20 protein-coding genes are annotated in these 19,386 nt (G+C 37.4%); 1 reads left to right on the top strand and 19 read right to left on the bottom strand.

Going from position 1 to position 19,386, the window contains the following annotated elements; genetic code table 11:
* Nucleotides 1–39: 39 nt before the first annotated feature.
* The 16 genes from pheA to BALCAV_RS06220 form a co-directional block, all read right to left on the bottom strand.
* The gene (gene pheA, locus BALCAV_RS06285) at nucleotides 40–930 is read right to left on the bottom strand and encodes a prephenate dehydratase (RefSeq protein ID WP_003320571.1); all 891 of its coding nucleotides are present in this window, start codon (nucleotides 928–930) and stop codon (nucleotides 40–42) included.
* An 18-nt stretch (nucleotides 931–948) separates the two neighbouring features.
* A complete protein-coding gene (locus BALCAV_RS06280; RefSeq protein WP_003320572.1) occupies nucleotides 949–1,398 on the bottom strand; it encodes an ACT domain-containing protein in 450 nt (149 codons plus the stop codon).
* A gap of 689 nt (nucleotides 1,399–2,087) precedes the next feature.
* Nucleotides 2,088–3,368, bottom strand: coding sequence for a GTPase ObgE (gene obgE / locus BALCAV_RS06275; protein WP_003320574.1), 1,281 nt, complete (start codon nucleotides 3,366–3,368; stop codon nucleotides 2,088–2,090).
* 11 nt (nucleotides 3,369–3,379) lie between these two features.
* On the bottom strand, nucleotides 3,380–3,922 hold the full coding sequence (locus BALCAV_RS06270; RefSeq protein ID WP_003320575.1) for a Spo0B domain-containing protein: 543 nt from the start codon (nucleotides 3,920–3,922) through the stop codon (nucleotides 3,380–3,382).
* 208 nt (nucleotides 3,923–4,130) lie between these two features.
* The gene (gene hemY / locus BALCAV_RS06265) at nucleotides 4,131–5,555 is read right to left on the bottom strand and encodes a protoporphyrinogen oxidase (protein ID WP_003320576.1); all 1,425 of its coding nucleotides are present in this window, start codon (nucleotides 5,553–5,555) and stop codon (nucleotides 4,131–4,133) included.
* A complete protein-coding gene (gene hemH / locus BALCAV_RS06260; protein ID WP_003320577.1) occupies nucleotides 5,555–6,484 on the bottom strand; it encodes a ferrochelatase in 930 nt (309 codons plus the stop codon). Before hemH ends, hemY begins: the two co-directional genes overlap by 1 nt.
* A gap of 43 nt (nucleotides 6,485–6,527) precedes the next feature.
* Nucleotides 6,528–7,562 (bottom strand): uroporphyrinogen decarboxylase, encoded by a 1,035-nt coding sequence (hemE, locus tag BALCAV_RS06255; protein WP_003320578.1) that lies wholly within the window; start codon nucleotides 7,560–7,562, stop codon nucleotides 6,528–6,530.
* Between the two features lie 464 nt (nucleotides 7,563–8,026).
* Nucleotides 8,027–10,174 carry a transglycosylase domain-containing protein gene (locus tag BALCAV_RS06250; RefSeq protein WP_003320579.1) on the bottom strand — a complete coding sequence of 716 codons (2,148 nt, stop codon included), beginning with the start codon at nucleotides 10,172–10,174 and terminating at the stop codon, nucleotides 8,027–8,029.
* A gap of 344 nt (nucleotides 10,175–10,518) precedes the next feature.
* Nucleotides 10,519–11,151, bottom strand: coding sequence for a response regulator transcription factor (locus BALCAV_RS06245; RefSeq protein WP_003320580.1), 633 nt, complete (start codon nucleotides 11,149–11,151; stop codon nucleotides 10,519–10,521).
* Nucleotides 11,148–11,618, bottom strand: a complete 471-nt coding sequence (locus BALCAV_RS22710; RefSeq protein WP_235213077.1) for a sensor histidine kinase — start codon at nucleotides 11,616–11,618, stop codon at nucleotides 11,148–11,150. Before BALCAV_RS22710 ends, BALCAV_RS06245 begins: the two co-directional genes overlap by 4 nt.
* Nucleotides 11,591–12,040 carry a histidine kinase gene (locus tag BALCAV_RS22705; protein ID WP_235213076.1) on the bottom strand — a complete coding sequence of 150 codons (450 nt, stop codon included), beginning with the start codon at nucleotides 12,038–12,040 and terminating at the stop codon, nucleotides 11,591–11,593. The genes BALCAV_RS22710 and BALCAV_RS22705 overlap by 28 nt, the downstream gene beginning before the upstream one ends.
* Complete coding sequence (locus tag BALCAV_RS22700) at nucleotides 12,022–12,201, bottom strand: hypothetical protein (protein ID WP_235213075.1); 180 nt, start codon at nucleotides 12,199–12,201, stop codon at nucleotides 12,022–12,024. The genes BALCAV_RS22705 and BALCAV_RS22700 overlap by 19 nt, the downstream gene beginning before the upstream one ends.
* On the bottom strand, nucleotides 12,198–13,160 hold the full coding sequence (gene liaF, locus BALCAV_RS06235; RefSeq protein ID WP_003320582.1) for a cell wall-active antibiotics response protein LiaF: 963 nt from the start codon (nucleotides 13,158–13,160) through the stop codon (nucleotides 12,198–12,200). Before liaF ends, BALCAV_RS22700 begins: the two co-directional genes overlap by 4 nt.
* 35 nt (nucleotides 13,161–13,195) lie before the next feature.
* Complete coding sequence (locus BALCAV_RS21095) at nucleotides 13,196–14,053, bottom strand: DUF4097 family beta strand repeat-containing protein (protein WP_003320583.1); 858 nt, start codon at nucleotides 14,051–14,053, stop codon at nucleotides 13,196–13,198.
* A 74-nt stretch (nucleotides 14,054–14,127) separates the two neighbouring features.
* A complete protein-coding gene (locus BALCAV_RS06225; RefSeq protein ID WP_003320584.1) occupies nucleotides 14,128–14,769 on the bottom strand; it encodes a PspA/IM30 family protein in 642 nt (213 codons plus the stop codon).
* Between the two features lie 18 nt (nucleotides 14,770–14,787).
* Nucleotides 14,788–15,180 (bottom strand): LiaF transmembrane domain-containing protein, encoded by a 393-nt coding sequence (locus BALCAV_RS06220; protein WP_235213078.1) that lies wholly within the window; start codon nucleotides 15,178–15,180, stop codon nucleotides 14,788–14,790.
* A gap of 307 nt (nucleotides 15,181–15,487) precedes the next feature.
* Here BALCAV_RS06220 and BALCAV_RS06215 point away from each other — a divergent pair, with 307 nt between their 5' ends.
* A complete protein-coding gene (locus BALCAV_RS06215; protein ID WP_003320586.1) occupies nucleotides 15,488–16,201 on the top strand; it encodes a cytochrome c biogenesis CcdA family protein in 714 nt (237 codons plus the stop codon).
* Between the two features lie 69 nt (nucleotides 16,202–16,270).
* Here BALCAV_RS06215 and BALCAV_RS06210 read toward each other — a convergent pair whose 3' ends face one another.
* Genes BALCAV_RS06210 through BALCAV_RS06200 form a run of 3 tightly spaced genes read right to left on the bottom strand, consistent with a single transcriptional unit; the run spans nucleotide 16,271 to nucleotide 18,996 of the window.
* On the bottom strand, nucleotides 16,271–17,005 hold the full coding sequence (locus BALCAV_RS06210) for an EcsC family protein (protein ID WP_003320587.1): 735 nt from the start codon (nucleotides 17,003–17,005) through the stop codon (nucleotides 16,271–16,273).
* Nucleotides 17,006–17,035: 30 nt separating this feature from the next.
* Nucleotides 17,036–18,256: an ABC transporter permease gene (locus BALCAV_RS06205; RefSeq protein ID WP_003320588.1), complete on the bottom strand. Its 1,221-nt coding sequence runs from the start codon at nucleotides 18,254–18,256 to the stop codon at nucleotides 17,036–17,038.
* Nucleotides 18,253–18,996 (bottom strand): ABC transporter ATP-binding protein, encoded by a 744-nt coding sequence (locus BALCAV_RS06200; RefSeq protein ID WP_003320589.1) that lies wholly within the window; start codon nucleotides 18,994–18,996, stop codon nucleotides 18,253–18,255. The genes BALCAV_RS06205 and BALCAV_RS06200 overlap by 4 nt, the downstream gene beginning before the upstream one ends.
* Nucleotides 18,997–19,386: the final 390 nt, after the last annotated feature.

Here is a 19,386-nt window from a genome sequence, read left to right as displayed (position 1 = left end):
TTTCATTTCTTCCCCTTATCAAAAAAACCCATCAAGTCATCATGTGACCTCATGGGATATTCCTTCCTTCACTTCTGTTAAAGAAAAACTTTCGTAACTCCCTAATATCTCTACTCCACAACCGAGCGTTTCTAACTCTGCAACAACACCAGGAATTAACACATCATCGACTAATTGATCAACGTCAATAATAAAGAAATAGTTGCCAAGCCCTGTTTTAGTTGGCCTTGATTCTATTTTTGATAAATTGAGTCGTCTCCAAGCAAAAGCAGATAACACCTGATGCAATGCTCCTGAAAAATCAGAAGGTAACGTGACCATTAATGTTGTTTTATCTCCCAATTTAAACGGACCTTGTACTTGATAAACGTGATTCTCTTTCGCAAGCACTAAAAAACGCGTACGATTATTATCAAAATCATGAATGTTCTGTTCAACGATGTCTAAATTATATTCCGCTGCTGCTAAGTCATTAGCAATCCCTAAAACATTTTCCTCTGGATGCTCAGAAATCCACTTAGCCGCTGTTGCCGTGGAATTCATGTACTCAAACTCAATTTGTGGATAACGAAGCTGCAAATAGTCATGACATTGGGCAATCGCATGGGGATGTGAAATGACTTTTTTAGGCTCTGTCTTCCCATTTTCCTTTTGCCACTTACTTCTTAATAAATGTTGAGCAACAGGTACCGTAATACTCCCAATAATCGGTAGCCTTTTTTTATGAATTAAATAATCCAACGTTAAATTAACCGAACCTTCAATCGCGTTTTCAATTGGGACAACAGCAAGGTCAGCCTCTCCTTCAAATACAGCATCCATACACGTAGGAATCGTTTGATACGGTATATGAGAAGACTGTGGGAAAACAGCTCTAGCTGCTATTTCTGTAAATGTTCCCTTAGGTCCTAAATAAGCTACTTTAGTCAATGGTTTCTTCCTCTCCTTTTAAGAGCCTGATCCAACCAGCTCTACTTTCTCTACAGCTTCTAAACCCTCAATTTTTATCTTTAATTCGTTTAAATCACTTTTCATTGAGGATGTATTAATTGATAACGTAATATGAGCTCTTCCTTGTAATGGAATCGACTGATTAATCGTTAATATATTAGCTCCTGAATCAGCAATTAACGTTAATAATTGTGAAAGTGTACCAGAACGATCGACTAAATTCAAGGACAACGTAATAATTTTTTCCTTCATCATCGTATGGAATGGAAATATTCCATCTTTATATTTATAAAAAGCACTCCTACTAAGTCCTACACGGTGAACCGCTTCATTTATTTTTTTCATTTTTCCTGATTCTAATAATGATTTTACTTCAAGTGTTTTTTGCATAGCATCTGTTAATATATCTTCACGAACGAGATAAAATTGTTTTTGTGGTTGTGACATGCTTTTCCCCTCACTCTACTCCCCTATTAATAGCCTTTCTATTTTACCGGCACCAAAATCGGATGGTCTCCCTATTATAAAATTGACGAAACCTTTTGACAACCACTTCAACAAAAAAATGTCTAATTAGAGCAGACAATTGTCCTTTTAAAATAACAGTTTTAAATCAAGAATTTAAGTAGTAAAGTTTTATTTACTCTCTGACGAAGCTTATAGCAGCCTTTTTAAGGTGATTTTTAATTCGCACTTTAAACACTGTCAGCTCGACTTTTTATTACTTATTCACCTTTTTTCGTACCTTAAGTTGGTCAATTCACCTGTCTCATTACTAATAATTGCTTATTCGCTTCCTAATTTCTTCATCTCGACCATTTCATTACCAATCCCCGCTTATTCGTACTCTAATTTCCTCAACTCTCCATTTTCATTACCTATCACAGCTTATTCACTCCCTAATTTCCTCAACTCGTCCATTCCATTACCTATCACAGTTTATTCGCACCTTAATTTCCACAACTCGCCATTTTCATTACCTATCACAGTTTATTCGCACCCTAATTTCTTCATCTCGACCATTTCATTCCCAATCCCCGCTTATTCGCACTTAAACCACATCAACACGCAAATTCACAAAGCCCATGACAAAACCCACTTAAAAGGATTTTGTCCTTTAAAGTGGGTTTCTTTTCCTACTCAATAAATTCAAATTCAAATTTCATGATACGAACAAGGTCGCCATCTTTTGCTCCGCGATCTCTTAACGCTTGGTCAACGCCCATACCACGTAATTGTCTTGCAAAACGTTTGATTGATTCATCATGGGTAAAATCGGTCATCTTGAAAAGTCGTTCTAACTCCGCACCTGACAATTCATAAGCCCCATCATCACCTCTAGATACAATAAAGGAAACTTCTTTCTTCTCATGCTTATACACGACACGAGCTTCTTCCGTCTCCTCATGTAATGGAAATTCTGGTGTTTGTTCAATTTTATCAGCAACAGCTAATAATAACTCACGGACACCTTGTTTCGTAAAAGCTGAGATTGGGAAAATCGGAACATCGTCCGTTAACTTTGCTCTGAAGATTTCTAAGTTCTCTTTTGCATCAGGCATATCCATTTTATTCGCGACAACAAGTTGTGGACGCTCTAATAAGCGCATATTATATTGTTTTAACTCATCGTTAATTTTTAAGTAGTCCTCATAAGGGTCACGCCCTTCTAACCCAGACATATCAATTACATGGACGATTACTCGTGTCCGCTCGATATGTCGTAAAAATTGATGGCCAAGTCCAACACCTTGGTGAGCTCCTTCAATTAATCCAGGTAGGTCGGCCATAACAAAACTGCGACTATCTTCCGTTTCTACCACCCCTAAATTAGGAGTAATCGTCGTGAAGTGATATTCGGCAATTTTTGGCTTCGCTGCTGAAACAACAGACAATAAAGTGGACTTTCCAACACTTGGGAAGCCAACTAATCCGACATCTGCTAATACTTTTAACTCTAATACGACTTCTCTTTCAACACCAGGCTCACCGTTCTCAGCGATTTCTGGAGCTGGATTAGCTGGAGTGGCAAAACGAGTGTTTCCACGTCCACCTCGTCCACCTTTAGCAATCGTCGCTTTTTGACCATGCTCTGTTAAATCGGCAATCACTTGTCCAGTTTGCTCATCAACCACCGTCGTACCTGGTGGAACTTTAACAACCATATCTGGAGCATTTTTTCCATGTTGGCTTTTCGAGCGTCCATGTTCCCCTCTTGGGGCTTTAAAATGACGGTTATAACGGAAATCCATTAATGTTCTTAACCCTTCTTCTACTTCAAACACAACGCTCGCTCCACGACCACCGTCGCCTCCAGCGGGTCCACCATCTGGAACATATTTTTCCCGACGATAAGCAACCATCCCATTACCGCCGTCTCCACCTTTTACAAAGACTTTTACTTTATCTACAAACATTTTACTTCACCTCAATTTAATCGCACACTTGTCTTTAACAAACAAGTATCCATCTGCCATTCCACTACTTCTATTTTAGGCTCGATCGATTCGAGCAATACAAAAAGGTCCACTTTTTTTATAGTTAGAGTACCCTCAAATAGAAAAAGTAGTTCACATTCATTTTCATTTAAAACAATCGTTAGTAACAATTGATTTTCACTCGCCCATTCACTCTGTTCGGCAAAAGTAAAAATGATCTTTTTAATCACCTTATCTAGTATTGGTTCATACGGATGTAAATCACGTTCTGAACCTACTACATTTATCTCAAGTTGCATCCGATTATGATGCTCATTTTTCCAATTATATGTAATTAAATCCTCTGCTAATCTCGAGATTCCTAAATTAGACAACTTGGATTCATTTACACATTGCTGAACCGTTGTATGAATCAGCTCTTCAATCCGTTCATACCTTCCTAAGGCTAAGTTCATCTTAATTAATTGCACAATATTTAGCCAATCATGACGTTTATGACGAAGCGCTTCAAGGAATTCCATATCATTCGTCATCTAAAAGATCCCCTCACCGATTTTTAACTTAGATCTACCTCACTCAGCCCTAATCATAACACAAAAAGAGGTAGTTAGGGGAACTTCATGCAATTCATGAAACAAGTTCATCATTTCAAAAGTAAATCGAGCAAAATTCTTTGTACACGACAAATCAAGGATAGGAAATCGTTTGCTTGATTTACCTATCCTCTAAGCTAAACTCTATTTATTTTGCCACTTTTGCTAAAATAGAATCAACGGCCGCTTCCCCTTGATCGATACAATCGGGTAGTCCAACTCCATCAATGGCTGCACCCACAATATAGAGACCTGAATACTTGTTCTCTAAGTCTTCTTTTAATTTTGCTATTCTGTAAGGATGTCCTACTAAATATTGTGGCATCGCCTCTCTCCAACGTGTGACGACAAAAAAGAGTGGTTCCGCTGATATATCCATGACTAAATCCAAATCATCTAATACGGTTTGTAAAATTTCTTCATCTGTTTTTTCAACAATAGCTGAATCACCGGCACGCCCAACATAACAACGTAATAATGTATAACCTTCAGGGGTTGTATGTGGCCACTTTTTATCTGTCCATGTACATGCCGTAATCGTCACATCACTGTTTTTTGAGACGACAAACCCAGTTCCATCAAACGGATTTTGGACATCCCCTTCACGATAAGCAATTGCTATCGTTGCCGTTGTCGATAGCTCCATCTTACGTAAATATTGAAATTCAGAATAAGCAGCTAACAGCTCACCAGTAGCATGTGGAGGCGTCGTTAAAATAACATCATCAAAATATTGGACTTCTCCATTCGCAAAGCTCAACTCATAACCACTATCTACCTTCGTAATTTTTTCAATCGCTTTTTCTAAATGAAGATTTTCTTTTGGAAGCTGTTCGACAATTGCCGTTATAAAAGATTCAAGACCCTCTCGAAACGTTAAAAATTGCCCCTTTTTCTTTTGCGGTTGCACTGCTTGATTTATTTGTGCTTTTTTCAGATTATTTATGGTGCCTTTAATTAAACTGCGATGGCTTTCCTCTAATTGTTGAAATTGAGGGAAAGTCGCTTTTAAACTAAGCTTATTTATATCACCTGCATAAATCCCTGATAACAAAGGCTCAATTAAATAATCAACCGCTTCATCTCCAAGACGTTTTCGAAAAAAGTATCCTGCCGAAACATCTTCATCCTCAGCAGTTGTTTTAGGAAGGAAATAATCCGCTAATACTCTCACTTTCCCTAATGGGCTTAATAAATTCGTTCGCACAAATGGTGAAAACTGAGTCGGAATTCCCATTACAGCGCCTGTTGGAATCGGTTCAAGACTTTTTCCTTTCAGAATAAATGCTTGGCCAGTTTCATTATTCACTAACTGATCAGATAGTCCAACTTGTTCAGCTAAACGTGTCATGCTTTTTTTCCTTGACAAATAAGAATCCGGTCCAGCTTCGATAACAAAGCCATTTCGGTTCATCGTTTTAATTTTACCACCGAATCGATTGGAAGCTTCAAAAAGTTGATATTCAACAGGTACTTGATTGTGATTCATTTGTTTCTGTAACTTATAAGCTGCAGCAAGCCCTGTTATACCACCACCAACAATTGCGACTTTTCTCTTCTTTGTTTTGTCCATTACTTTGTCTCCGCTAACTTCTTTTGAATAACGGTCGCTAAACAATCGATAAATTCAGGTTTATCATTGGGCATTTCAGGACGGTAATAATCAATTCCTAATTCATCAGTAACTACTTTACATTCGTAGTCATTATCATAAAGAACTTCTAAATGGTCCGCAACAAACCCGACTGGACAGTAAATGATTGACGTATAGCGATGTTTTTCGTAAAGTTCACGTGTTAAATCTTGAACGTCAGGTCCAAGCCATGGATCAGGGGTATTCCCTTCACTTTGCCAACCAATTTCATATGTTTTAATCCCAGCTTCTTTTGCAATTAAATCTGCCGTTTCCTCTAGTTGTGCTGGGTACGGATCGCCATACTCTTTAATTTTTTCTGGTAAGCTATGGGCAGAGAAAATCACACAAGTATTCTCTTTATTAGAAACTTTCTCCATCGTTTCTTTTACTTGCTCTGCCCAATACTGAATGAATTTTGGCTCTTGATACCAACTTTCTACACTATGAATCACTGGGCCGTTAATTTTTTCCGATTCTTCTTTGGCTCGCTCATTGTACGATTTGACACTAAAAGTAGAGAAATGGGGAGCAAGTACGATGCTAACCGCTTCTTCAATTCCATCTTCTTTCATGCTTGCAACCGCATCCTCAATAAAAGGTGCAATATGTTTTAAACCTAAGTAGGCTTTAAACTCTCTGTCGTCATAAAGTTCATTTAAATGCTTTTCTAAACTGTTTGCTTGCTCCTCTGTAATTTTTGCAAGCGGGCTTGTTCCACCAATCGCTTCATAACGCTCCGTTAAATCTTGAAGTGCTTCTTCAGAAGGTTTACGTCCATGACGAATATGCGTATAATATGGTTCAATTTCCTCCTTAGAACGAGGGGTTCCATATGCCATCACAAGCAATCCTATTTTTTTCTTCATTACGACCATTCATCTCCTTAACAAACTATACATTCAATATCGACTATTTATTTTGAGAATAATCATGAACAAATGCTGTTAATTTTCTTAATGTATCTGGATTTACATCAGGTGTTACGCCATGCCCAAGATTAAAAATAAAGTTTGGCGATTTCATCCCTTGATCTAAAATCTCTTTCGTTTTCGCTTCAATTACTGACCAGTCTGATAATAAAATCGCTGGGTCAAGATTTCCTTGAACCGTCTTTTGAATTCCTCGTGCTCGTGCCTCATCAATTGATAGCCTCCAATCAAGACCAACGACATCTAGAGGAAGCTCATTCCACTCATTCGCTAAATGACTTGCACCAACACCAAACATAATAAGTGGAACTCCTTCTCCACGTAATTCAGTGAAAATACGGTTCATAACCGGTTTCACATATTTTCTATAGTCAGCTAAATTCAAGGTTCCAACCCATGAGTCAAAAATTTGAATCGCTTGTGCACCTGCTTTAATTTGCGATTTTACATAAGAAATCGTTGTATCCGCTAACTTATCCATTAATAAAAACCAAGCATCTGGTTGTCCATACATAAAGGCCTTCACCTTGTTATAGTTTTTAGAAGGACCACCTTCAAGCATATAACTTGCGAGCGTAAAAGGAGCTCCTGCAAAACTAATAAGTGGCACTGATAATTGCTGTCTAAGCAATTTAATCGTTTCCAACACATAAGGAACATCTTGCTCAGGTGTAATTTCTCCCAATTTCTCGACATCTGCTTTCGATTGAATTGGGTTATCAATCACTGGACCAATACCTGATTTAATTTCAACATCGACACCAATCGCCGGTAGTGGTGTCATAATGTCCTTATAAAGAATGGCAGCATCATTATCATATTGATCAACTGGTAATTTTGTCACATATGCACAAAGCTCAGGATCATGCGTAATTTCAAATAATGAATGCGTTTCTTTAATTTTTCGGTACTCAGGCTGTGAACGCCCTGCTTGCCTCATATACCAAACTGGAACACGGTCATGCTTTTCACCTAAACATGCTTTTAAAAATGAATCATTAAACTTTTTTTCCAAAACCAAACACCTTCCCTTAGTCAATTACAACCATATGTACTTTTGTAGAAACACTCTGTTTTACGAATCGCACTGCCACGTAAATTTATCAACATGTATAACTATAAAGTTCTCAAGCACCCTTGTATAGTGTTTTCACAATCTGTCATAAATTGTTCCGTTTTTAATTATTCTTATTTAATAATCATTCTTCTATAATACCGAATTTTTGATAGAATGTGAAATGATTTAACAAATTAACTTATAACCGATGATATTAAGTCCCTCCTATAAGAGTTCATCACACTCCACTCATAGAGAACCTCTACTATTTTACCCCAAAATCACTAATAAAAACGATGTTCTCAAATTCTAGAGCCATATTTTGTTTTACTCCAAACTTTTGATTCATCTAAAAAAGTCCACTCAAAATTTCTAATGAGTGAACTTTTTTCCTTAGTCTATAAACTTTCTCTTCCAGTTATTTAATGAAAACCAAACTGAAACTTTGAGGTCGCGAGATTTGATGCTTCTCCCTCTTGATGTGTAAGTGAATTATATGGCACAACTTCAAAATAACTTGTTGAGAAAATATTTAACTTAGGCTGGTGGAAATAATCTCCCCCAACGACTGTCGCTAAATGTTTTCTTTCTTCCCCATTAACTTCATAGACATCATAATGAATTCGTTTATCACTTGAAGCACTCCAACTTAATGCAACGCTAATTAATCCTTCTCCACCAAATGATTGTACTGCCACTAGATCATTTATTTCCGGAAGTTGAACGGGAGGTAATAAGTCATCCACTTCATCAGGAACCCTCCAAGCAACCTGCTGATAATGAGTCGGAACTTGATTTATAATTTCTTTAAATATTTGTGTTGGATAAGAACTTCCCCCTGTTAAGTACTGGTCTTCGGTCGTTCGGTCATACCCCATCCATATAGCTCCGACCACTTCTTGATTATAACCAACAAACCAAGCATCTCTTACAGCTCCAGGAACCGAATCAAATGAAGTCGTTCCCGTCTTTCCAGCTAAAGTATGTTTAGAGTATCCAGCTGTTCCGGTTCCTTTTTCCACAACTGATTCAAGCATTCTCGTCATATTCCAAGCAGTTTGTGGGGAAATGACTTGCGTTTCCTTTGGTTTATGCTCGGCTATTTTTTGACCGTATGGGTCATATATTGCTTCAATAAAATAAGGCTCAGTTACTTTTCCATCCGCAGCAAACGCTCGATAAGCTTTCGCTAATTCCAACGGTGTTACGCCTTCATCTAATCCGCCTAATGCTAAACCTAATTGACGTTCATCAACCTTCATTCCAAATTTTTGTAAATAGTCTAATGAGTGAGTAATCCCGATTTCATTCAATAACCAAACGGCTGAGACATTACTTGAATGAGTTAAAGCCTCATACATCGTAATTTCTCCTCGGTAGACTCCACCAGCATTACGAGGGCTATACCCACCTTCAAATTGTTGTTCAACATCATTTAAAACGGTATATGGATTATAGTCACTTTTCTCCAAGGCAGGAGCATAGACTGCAAGTGGTTTAAAGGCAGAGCCGGGCTGTCTTTTCACACGAACTCGATTTAGTCCTAATCGAACATATTCCTTTCCACCGTGAACAGCAAGTACACCTCCTGTTTCACTATCCATTAAAACAAACGCACTTTCAGCATCGTCATTACCATCTGGATAATTTGTCGAATCTTGAATGATTGATAAAGAATCCCTCTGTAATTGGCTATCAATCGGCGTTACAATTGTATATCCACCTGTTAAAATCTCCTCATTAGAGAGTCCATATAATGCATTGGCTTCCTCTAAAACCATATCCATATACGTATAAAATGCTTGTTGTTCTTCGTTCTCTTGTACATCTAATTCGATTAACTTTCCTTGCTGTCGTACCGCATCTTCTGCCGTAATAAAATCATGCCTCTCCATCAAAGTCAAAACTAGATTCCGCCTTTGTTCACTTCTCTCCAAATCTATAATTGGTGAATAATGATAAGGTGCTTTTGGAATTGAAGCTAACAGCGCCCCCTCTGCCACAGTCAATTCCGCCACGTCTTTATTAAAATAATAATTGGCAGCTGTTTGAATTCCATAAGTACCATGACCAAAATAAATGCTATTTAAATACATCGATAAAATTTCTTCTTTGCTATATCGTCTTTCAAGGTTGATAGCAATTAAAACTTCTTTTGTTTTTCTAAGCCATGACTTTTCATTTGTTAAGTAAACATTTTTAACAAGTTGCTGAGTAATCGTGCTTCCTCCCTCAGCTTTGGAGCCTGCTAAAATATCTCGATATAGAGCTCGTCCTATCGCCCTTATATCAAAACCATGATGATCATAAAAGCGAACATCCTCAACCGCAACAAATGCGTTTTGGACATGATCTGGAATTTCATTGATTGAGATAATCTCTCGGTTTTCTACATAAAGCTTGCTAACTGTATCTCCTGATTGATCTACAATCGAGCTCGCCTGATTAAAAACTAATTTTTGCTCATCTATCGTATAGTCTCCAAATAAAAGAATCGTTAAATAGCCAAAAAAGCTAAAAAGAAATATAGCAACTAATAAAGACCCGGTCAGGATTATTTTCTTTTTCATCAACATCCCTCCTCCTACTAGCTCTCTCTAGTATATGTATATACGTTGATTCTATCAAAAAGTTTCAGCTTTTTTGGCAAAAAACGACAAAATTCTTGTTGGCTAAAGACTGACCCTGAAGCCCTTTTGCTTTTCGTGTGTATGACTTTCGGCTAAAAGTCTAAACCTGCTTTAACTTTCTCTTGCTTATCACTTTCGGACATTCTCCTTTCACGCTAAAAAAACAGAGTAGCCTTCGACAGAAAGCCAATCTGTTTTTCCATATTCATTTACTATTTCTCTACTCCCCTTATTTCAGCCTAAGCTTTGTTCATGTATTTTATTGAACTTATTTGACATGCCAGTTACTTTGCTAATCCTTGGCGGTGAGCATAAATCGCTATTTGTGTTCGATCGTCTAGCTGAAGTTTATCGAGAATATGACTGACATGGGTTTTAACGGTTTTTATTCCGATAAATAATGCCTCACCAATTTCTTGATTCGATTTTCCATCCCCGATTAGCAGTAACACTTCAAGTTCTCTTGGAGTTAATTGCTCATGAAGCTTTTCTTCCTTTGCCCCTCGCATTCGTTGCATCATTTTATTCGTCACTTTCGCTTCAACAATGGCTTCCCCGTTTGCTGCTGCCCGGATCGCGGTTGCAATTTCTGGTGCACTTGATGTTTTTAATAAATAACTGAAGGCACCAGCCTCAATGACAGGATAAACCTTTTCATCATCAATAAAGCTTGTCAATACAATAATTTTTGTTTCAGGCAATTGTTTTGTAATGGCGGCCGTTGCTTCTATTCCATCCATTTTATCCATCACCAAATCCATTAAAATAACATCCGGTTTAAACTCGATGGCTCTCGCCACGCCCTCTTCACCGTTTTTAGCTTCCCCGACAATTTCCATATCCTCTTGTGTCGACAAAAAGGCACTTAAGCCCATTCTGACCATTTCATGATCATCTACTAACAAAACGCGAATCATTCTCTTTCCTCCTTCCAAGTGATCGGTATTTTTGCTTCTATTTGCGTTCCTTTATTTGGTATCGAAATAATTTGCAGCGTTCCTCCTATTTCATTCATTCTTTCCTTCATCGTTTGCAGTCCATAGGAGCCCTGTTGTACTTCCGCAAAATGAAAGCCAATGCCATCATCAATAATCTTTACTTTTAACTCTTGGCGTATTTTCCGCAAATGAAACTCAATTTTAGAGGCTTTTGCATGTCTTAAAATATTAGATAATGCTTCTTGTGTTAAGCGAAATAGTTGCTCTTCAATCCCTTTTGGAATTTTCCCTTCAACTTGAATTTCGCTCTCCACTTTAATTTTTTGCTTTTGTTCTAATTCCACAAAAAGTTGCTCGACAGCTTCCTTAAGCTCTTTTCCTTCTAAATGAGCTGGTCTTAAATGCAGCAGCAACGCTCTCATCTCCGCTTGAGCGGCATTTGCCATTGACTCCACAAGTTCCACTTGTTTTTTAATGAATCGGGCTGTTCACTTGTGCCTTGCTTTATAGCGGCCATCATCATTGAAATCGCAAATAGTTGCTGACTAACTGCATCATGCAAATCTCTTGCCAACCTCTGTCGTTCTTCTGTAACAGCCGTTTTTTTGATCGTTTCTTGTAAAGCTGCCCTTTCTGATGATAATCGCTGTAAAGAAGCAACTTGTTCTTCAATATGTGAGGCCATATCGTTCATTTGATCAGTTAGCTCCGATATTTCATCATCACCACTAACATCCATTCGATGCCCAAAAGATCCTCGTGCATATCGAACAGCTCCATCTAATAAAACATCAATCCGCCGCTTCATTGAGTCCGATTGAATAAAACCACCAATTCCACCTATGGCAATCAATAAAAAACAAACCAAATAATTAATGGGACTTCCACTAATTTGCGTTCAAAAATAACCAGTAATCCCCGTTGTTCATCATATGTAATTAAAATAAGGGTGAGAATCATCGTTAAAAAGCTTAAAAGAGCACTATAACGAATAAATTGCCATCTAAGTCTCGCTAGCTTTTTTTTCATATTGATCTCACCCTCACTTCTCCGACAAGGGTATTTAAAATTAGTTTAATTCGTCTGGGCGATTGTTTATAGTCCGATGGTGCAATATGAATTTGCTGATTAAACCCACTATGTTTTTCATGAAAAATCGACACATCTCCAATAAAAGAATAGGCTTGAATCGTTACTTTTAAGTCTTCCGGGACATATAAATCCACTTGGCCAATCACAGCTTGAATAATAATAATATGCTCTCCTTCAGGAATAATCGCCCTAGAAAGATCGACTCGAATATCTCCAATCCCATTCCAAATCGTCATATCCTTTAATTCAAACTGCTCGCGGTTATAATGAATATCCCCTAGAATATTTCGTTTAATAACCGGTGCATAGTTTCCTGTTGAATAAGTGGTTCTAGTCTTTTCAGATGAACCATTACTACTATTAAATGAACGAGCGGCGATTCGCGGGTCATCAGAACGAGAGGATGTATGAACATCACGATCATCTATTCGTTGATTTCCCTTTTTAAACGGTAGCTCCTCCTCAAAGTCGTAGTCATGACGATAATCCCACTTATCATCCTCATCATCCATTTTATTTGATGTGATCTCTTCTTCCGTTACTCGTCTTTTTCGTTTTTGTTTTGCTTGTAGCTGGCGTTTTTTTCTTCTTTTTCTTGAATTAGATTGCTCTTCATATGAGCTCCCTTTCATTAACTTCATTCCATAAAACAGAAAGATACCCGCAAATAGTAAAGCAATAAAATTCAAACCAAAAAACTGATCAAATATCATGATGGCACTCATGATAAAAAAGATTGTACTAAGAACCCTTCTACCACGTTGATAAAAATAGTAACCAATCACAATGAAGATCAGCGGAGCTATTAAAGAGCCTGCCTGTGAAAAAAAGGCATTTAATAATAGGTTAACCCCTATAATAATAATGACTAAACCAAACAAAAATTTCTTTGACATACCTCCGCCTCCCTTCTAAGGTGAAATAATCCCTTTTAATGAATCTTTATATCGCCGGATGTCGTCGCGATTTGAACGGAGTAATCTCCATTCCCAATCATACCAGATAATTCTCTTCTCGTTGAGCTTTCTTGTCGCATCTCATGATGAACTTCCAATGTTCCTGATGTTGTTTGTAATTGAAAATCCATATTCGGATTTGAAACGATAAGCCCCACATCTCCTGAAGTCGTACGAATATCCATCGCTTTATTTTCAGCACTAAAACTTAAAGAGACATCACCAGACACTGTTTTCCCTATAATCTCACCTGCTACTTGATCCAGTTCGACGTCGCCTGAAGTTGTTTTAAATTCTAGTTGCTCACTCTCCACATACGCTAATTCAACGTCACCTGAGACCGTCTCAACTTTTACATCAGTTGCTTCAATCGTCTGCGTGACATCAATATCTCCAGACACAGTTTTCACGTATAACGAATCGCTTGTCAAATAATCAGCCATATAAATATCACCAGAAACCGTAATGAAATCGAGGCTCGCTTTCACTTTTTCAGGCACATACACCATTAACTTTGTTTCTCCACCAGAAAAGTTAAAAAAGTTAAAACCGCCTTTTTCCTTTGTGACAACTTCTAATTGATTTCGTCCTTCATTCACTTCAAGATGTTGATTTTTTTTCGGATTAATTAGTTCGACCGTCAATTGATCACTTGTTGAAGTTCTCACTTCCCAATCGATCGCTGTCGTTTTAATTTTAATGGATTGAAAATCGGAAATGGACAAATCGACACGATCATTCGCTGCCGTACGAGTAAATATAGATTGACCAAATACTCCTAATATTAAAGAAATCCCGATTAAGATCATAAAAAAACCGACTATCTTTTTCACAACTCTCCCCCTCCTATTTTTTCTAGAAGAAAAAGGTGGCGAGTTTTTTTACTCGCCTCCTCCATAATCATCAATTAAGCTTGCTTTTGTTCTTTTAGTTGCTTTAATTCTTGCTCGATTTCAGCATCATAAATCATTTGTTCATTTTCAAACGACCGTGTGCTCGGCGTTTTATGCTTCCATTCCATTTCTAACATTTGATCTTCAATCTTTTCAAACCCTTCATCCACACGGCGAATCGAATGACGCTGAATGGAACGCTTTAATTCTTCATTCGCTTTAGCCGCTTGTACTCTTAAAGTGAGCTCCATTTTTTTATCACGTAATTGAATATACTTTTTTTGTAGTTGTTCAATATTTTGTTTCAATTCCATCATATGCTCTTCGCTTTTTGAAATCAATTGCTCATAACGAATTGCTTGCTCATACGCTTCCTTTTTGCTTAATAATGCTTTTTTAGCGAGCTCCTCTTCCCCGACATCCACGGCCGCTTTTGCTTGTTGGGACCTTTTTTGCACAATCGCTTCTGCGGTTTCCTTATCACGGTTTAAAGTGAACTGTAACCTTTCTTGTTTATCAATCGCTTGCTCCATTTTTACCATTTCTTCTTTCATTTCGCGCATAAATTGTTTCACCATCACGACCGGATCCTCGACTTTATCTAATCCCTCATGAATTGAAGCTGAAAGAAATCTACGAATACGTGCAAATGCCATTTAAAACCCCTCCATTTTTTATTTATTCATTAGTCGGTCAAACTCATCATCAAATGAATCATATTTTCTTTTCGCTTGATAAGAATCATCGAAATCAAAATCATCTTCTATCACATCTCGATTTTTACCTTTGGAAGTAATCATTCGATAACCCCCATATAGCAATAAGATTCCGATAAGTAAACTGATAATCCCACCAAGTCCACCAAATATAATAAGTGTACCTAAAGCAATAATGATAATCGTTCCAAAGCTCCACTCACCACGCTCTTGCCATCTAGAGTAGCCCCAATACAGCAGACCTGCTCCTACAATAAGACCAAATAGTCCTCCTAAATGGATGCCCATCAAACTTAATATCATTGTAATTCCAATAAAAATTAGGAATGCACCACCGATTATTTTTACCACTTTATTCAACTGTCTCCCCTCCTTTGTTTTAACTTACTTTTATTCTAATCAACTTTTATAACTTTGAAGCCGAGCTGAAGAATGGTTTCTTCTCCGCCTTAAGGCTGATCTTTTTCTCAGCCTTATGTGTCCTTTTCGTGAATGTTAGTCTTTTCTTTTTTGGTTTTGTCTTCTTTTCCTTTATAATGTAGAAGTTGCTTGAGATAACATGTCTATTTCCAAAAGTCCGTACATATTGATTTAACGAATATAATATCCAGTTTTTTTATTAACTTTTACGATGTAATCATTAAGGGAGGTTCTTTTTATGGCTGAAGTAACGATTGGTTTGGCCTTTTTAGCTGGTCTTGCCTCATTCTTTTCACCTTGTATTTTCCCACTAATCCCTGCTTATTTAGCTCAATTAACAGGAGCTTCGATTAGTGACAATAAAATTAATGCTTCAACAAAGCTTATTCTTATACGAAGCCTTGGGTTTATTGGCGGTTTTACGATTATCTTTTTACTATTGGGAGCTTCCTCAACATTTATTGGAGCACTATTTTTAGAATATCGTCTGTTATTTGAACGAATTGGTGGCATTATTATTATCATTTTCGGTTTACAAATGATCGGCGTTATTTCCTTACAGATGCTCCTAAGTGAAAAGCGAATTCAAAAAAAGCCTAAGAAAAGCTCAAGTTTTGCCGGCTCATTAATGTTAGGATTTTTATTTGCAGCTGCCTGGACACCTTGTATTGGATTAATTTTATCCGCGATTTTGTATATGGCTTCCATGGCTGAAATCGGTCAAGCAATGTTCTATTTATTTATTTACTCGATGGGACTTGGCTTACCATTTTTACTCGTTGGCCTTATTTATTCAAAATCGATTGATAAGCTACGTAAATTTAATAAATGGTTGCCAAGAATCCAAAAGATTAGTGGTGCGATCATGGTCGCCCTCGGCCTTTTACTCATATCAGGAAAATTCGCTCAAATCTCTGCCTTTTTAGCACAATTCACTCCATTTGATATTTAAAAAAGCTATTCGCTAACGTCCTTTACAGACAATAGCGAATAGCTTTTTTTCACATTCCGTTATGCATTTTTAGTTCAATTCCTTTAACACACGCATGCGGTAACCATTCATCGCGGTTTCTCCTAATAAATCAAGAAAATGATAATTAACAGTCGCTCCAACAATCGCTCCAAAGCCAGGAATCAATTGGAGCATCTTCGGAATATCAATATAGTCACGATAAGAAAGCTGAAATTCCTTCCAATCAATGTGGGAAACATATTCATCTTCTGCCGGCAATTCAAGCCGCTCTATCTCCCAGTTTTCTAACCTATTTAACATCATTTGCTTTTTATCATCACTCGAAAAAGTTAATTGAAAGATTAATAACAGGAACAGGCGCTCCCGATAATCACGAACGTCAAAACCATACACGGACGCCATATCATGTAAAAACTTCATTTTAATACTTAATAATAGAGGGAAATCAGCCATGCCGAGCAAAATACCACCAAAGCCGGTTCCCGCCCCTTCTATAGCCGCTGTTTTTTTATACTTTTCAATTAAAGCCTTGGCTTGCTCCTCTTGTTCTTTTAAAGTTAGTGCTTGTAGTGGTTTATGTTTGGACGTAACTTCTGTCCCATAAATCGTCGCTTGAACCATGTTTTTAATACTTGTTGTCACGACCGTATGGAACTTTTCTGGAACCATTCCATTGAATTTATTTTGCCATTTTTTCGTAAAACGGCTTGTCATTGATTGATTTTTTCTCAACTTCCTTTTCCAACGGGTTAATTCCTCCCATGCAATTTGTTCATATACCATGAGTCGATTCCCCTTTCTAACGAGACGATATTACGCCTTTCTTCTTTTTCTTCGATGAATAATATGGTGGCTTGCCATATAACTAAAGACACTCCCAATCAACAGTAACAGTAACGATACTTGTAGAGGGGACGAAACCAATAAGACAAGAAAGAGAATAAAAGTCATTAATAACATTAACCGAAAGCTCACTTGGGTTAAGGCCTCTTTTTTATCATCTTCATTGATTGGATATAAATCAACCCACATATTGGTATCGTAATGAAACCATAAAGTCGATAACTGCATCATCACCATATGCATAAAGAGCAATAATAGAACAGCTTGTAACCAATTAATTTGAAAACCATATAAAAACATCGCCGCAATCACCACGAGCCGCACATAAATTCCTAAATAATCATTTGCACGAATAAAGGAACGGGCAAATAAATATGTGTACACAGTTTTTTTACGTCCAACTAAAAAATCAACCGCAAAACGTAAATACTTTCTTTCACGAACTTTCCCTCTTAGTTGCGGGACATCCGCAAAAGCATTGGCAATTCGGTAAAACGTCATAACCATTCGTTCGTCAACATCAATTAGATGTTCCCATTTTAATACAAGCTTCTTTTCTAGTCCCACATAATAAAAGAATAAAAGTACGAGCATTAAGACAAATAATCCACCTAGATATAAAAGTTCCGCCCCTGTAAAGACGAGATAGGCAAAAGCTAAATTAATAAATAAGCGCAAAATCGTATGACTTATGCGTTCGCTTTCTGACTGCAATCTTTGTTCTGCCCAACTCACACGCATATTCCAAGCCTTTACGATAATTAATAATAGAATGACATAGAAAAACGAACCGGCTTCATCCGCTAATCTCAGTTGAAATAGCGGTGCTAAAACCACCATCACAACAAATAAATAAAAAACATGCCACACAAAAGAATAAATAATCGACGCCTTAAAATAACGATTTAATTGTGATTCATACGGCAATAAAAAAACAATATCCGGGTGTTTGAGGAAAGTTCTGACTTTATTTCGTGTTAACATCAGAGCAAAAATAATTGTAAAAATCCATAATGTTGGGAAATTCTCAGGCAACCGCTCTAATAATTGACTATAATAAGAGCTCCCAATTAAGATCAGAATATAGATGGTAAAAAGAAAGCCACTATTTGCGATTAAACGCAAATATCGCATCGCCTCATTCCAATAGTTTCCGACTCGCTCTCGCCAAAGACTCATTCCATCCTTCATGCCATTTCATCCTTTGTCATTTCAAGATAAATTTCATCTAAGGTTGCATTTGGCATCTTTAACGTTTGCCTCATTTCAGCAAGCGTTCCGTACAACACAACTTTTCCATGATGTAAAATGACAAAACGGTCACAATATCGCTCCGCTGTCGCTAATATATGTGTCGACATCAAAACGGCGGCCCCTTGATTTTTCACATCTGAAATTAAATCTAAAAACGATTGAATCCCAACAGGATCAAGTCCAACAATCGGCTCATCAACAATATAAACAGGCGGCTGTGTTAGAAAAGCACTCATAATCATCACCTTTTGTCGCATCCCTTTAGAAAAATGACTAGGAAACCATTTTTTCATTTTGACCATTTTAAATTCCTTTAATAACTGCTCGGCTCTTTCTTTAAAAACGTTCGTCTCAATGCCGTAAGCAAGTGAGGTTAACTCTAAATGCTCCCAAAGCGTTAACTCATCATATAAGATCGGTGTTTCCGGAATATAGGCATAAGATTGACGATATGTATTTTGAGCGTTTTGGAATGTCTGACCATTAATCGTAATGCTACCACTCGTTGCATCCAATAACCCTAAAATATGTTTAATCGTTGTACTTTTTCCAGCCCCGTTTAATCCGATTAATGCTACGATCTCCCCTGCATTTACAGAAAAATCAACATTATGTAAAATTGGCCTCTTAGGGTGATACCCCCCTGTTAGCTGATTGATTTTAAGTACTTCTGTCATCATGTACCCCCTACTTTTCTTGAACTCATTTATTTTTTTATAATCGTTAACTGCTAGATTGATTTAATATTCTCAGTTTAGCATTTCTTCATTTTTTATCCAATTAATTTACGGCTTATAATCATAAAATGAGATTCTAGCTAGGTTCATGAGGTCACTGAATAAATCTGATTCTCCCCATTAACAAGGAAGACCATTACACAATTAAAAGATTCATTAGCTGGTCAATTATGACTTCAACTCTTTTTTCTTTGACCAAAGCGGAGCGAGCGGAATGCCCGGAGACTCCTGCGGGACTAGTGAAATACGGGAGACCCCGCAGCGACTTGTCGTGAGGAGGCTCCCGATTCACCCGCGGAACGCGTAGGGCATGCAGCGAGTGGAGTACAC

Source organism: Alkalihalobacillus alcalophilus ATCC 27647 = CGMCC 1.3604, from assembly GCF_000292245.2.
GTDB lineage: Bacteria > Bacillota > Bacilli > Bacillales > Bacillaceae_D > Alkalihalobacillus > Alkalihalobacillus alcalophilus.
The sequence above is the reverse complement of the archived record's forward strand: the minus strand, read 5'-3'. Positions and strand labels throughout refer to the sequence as shown.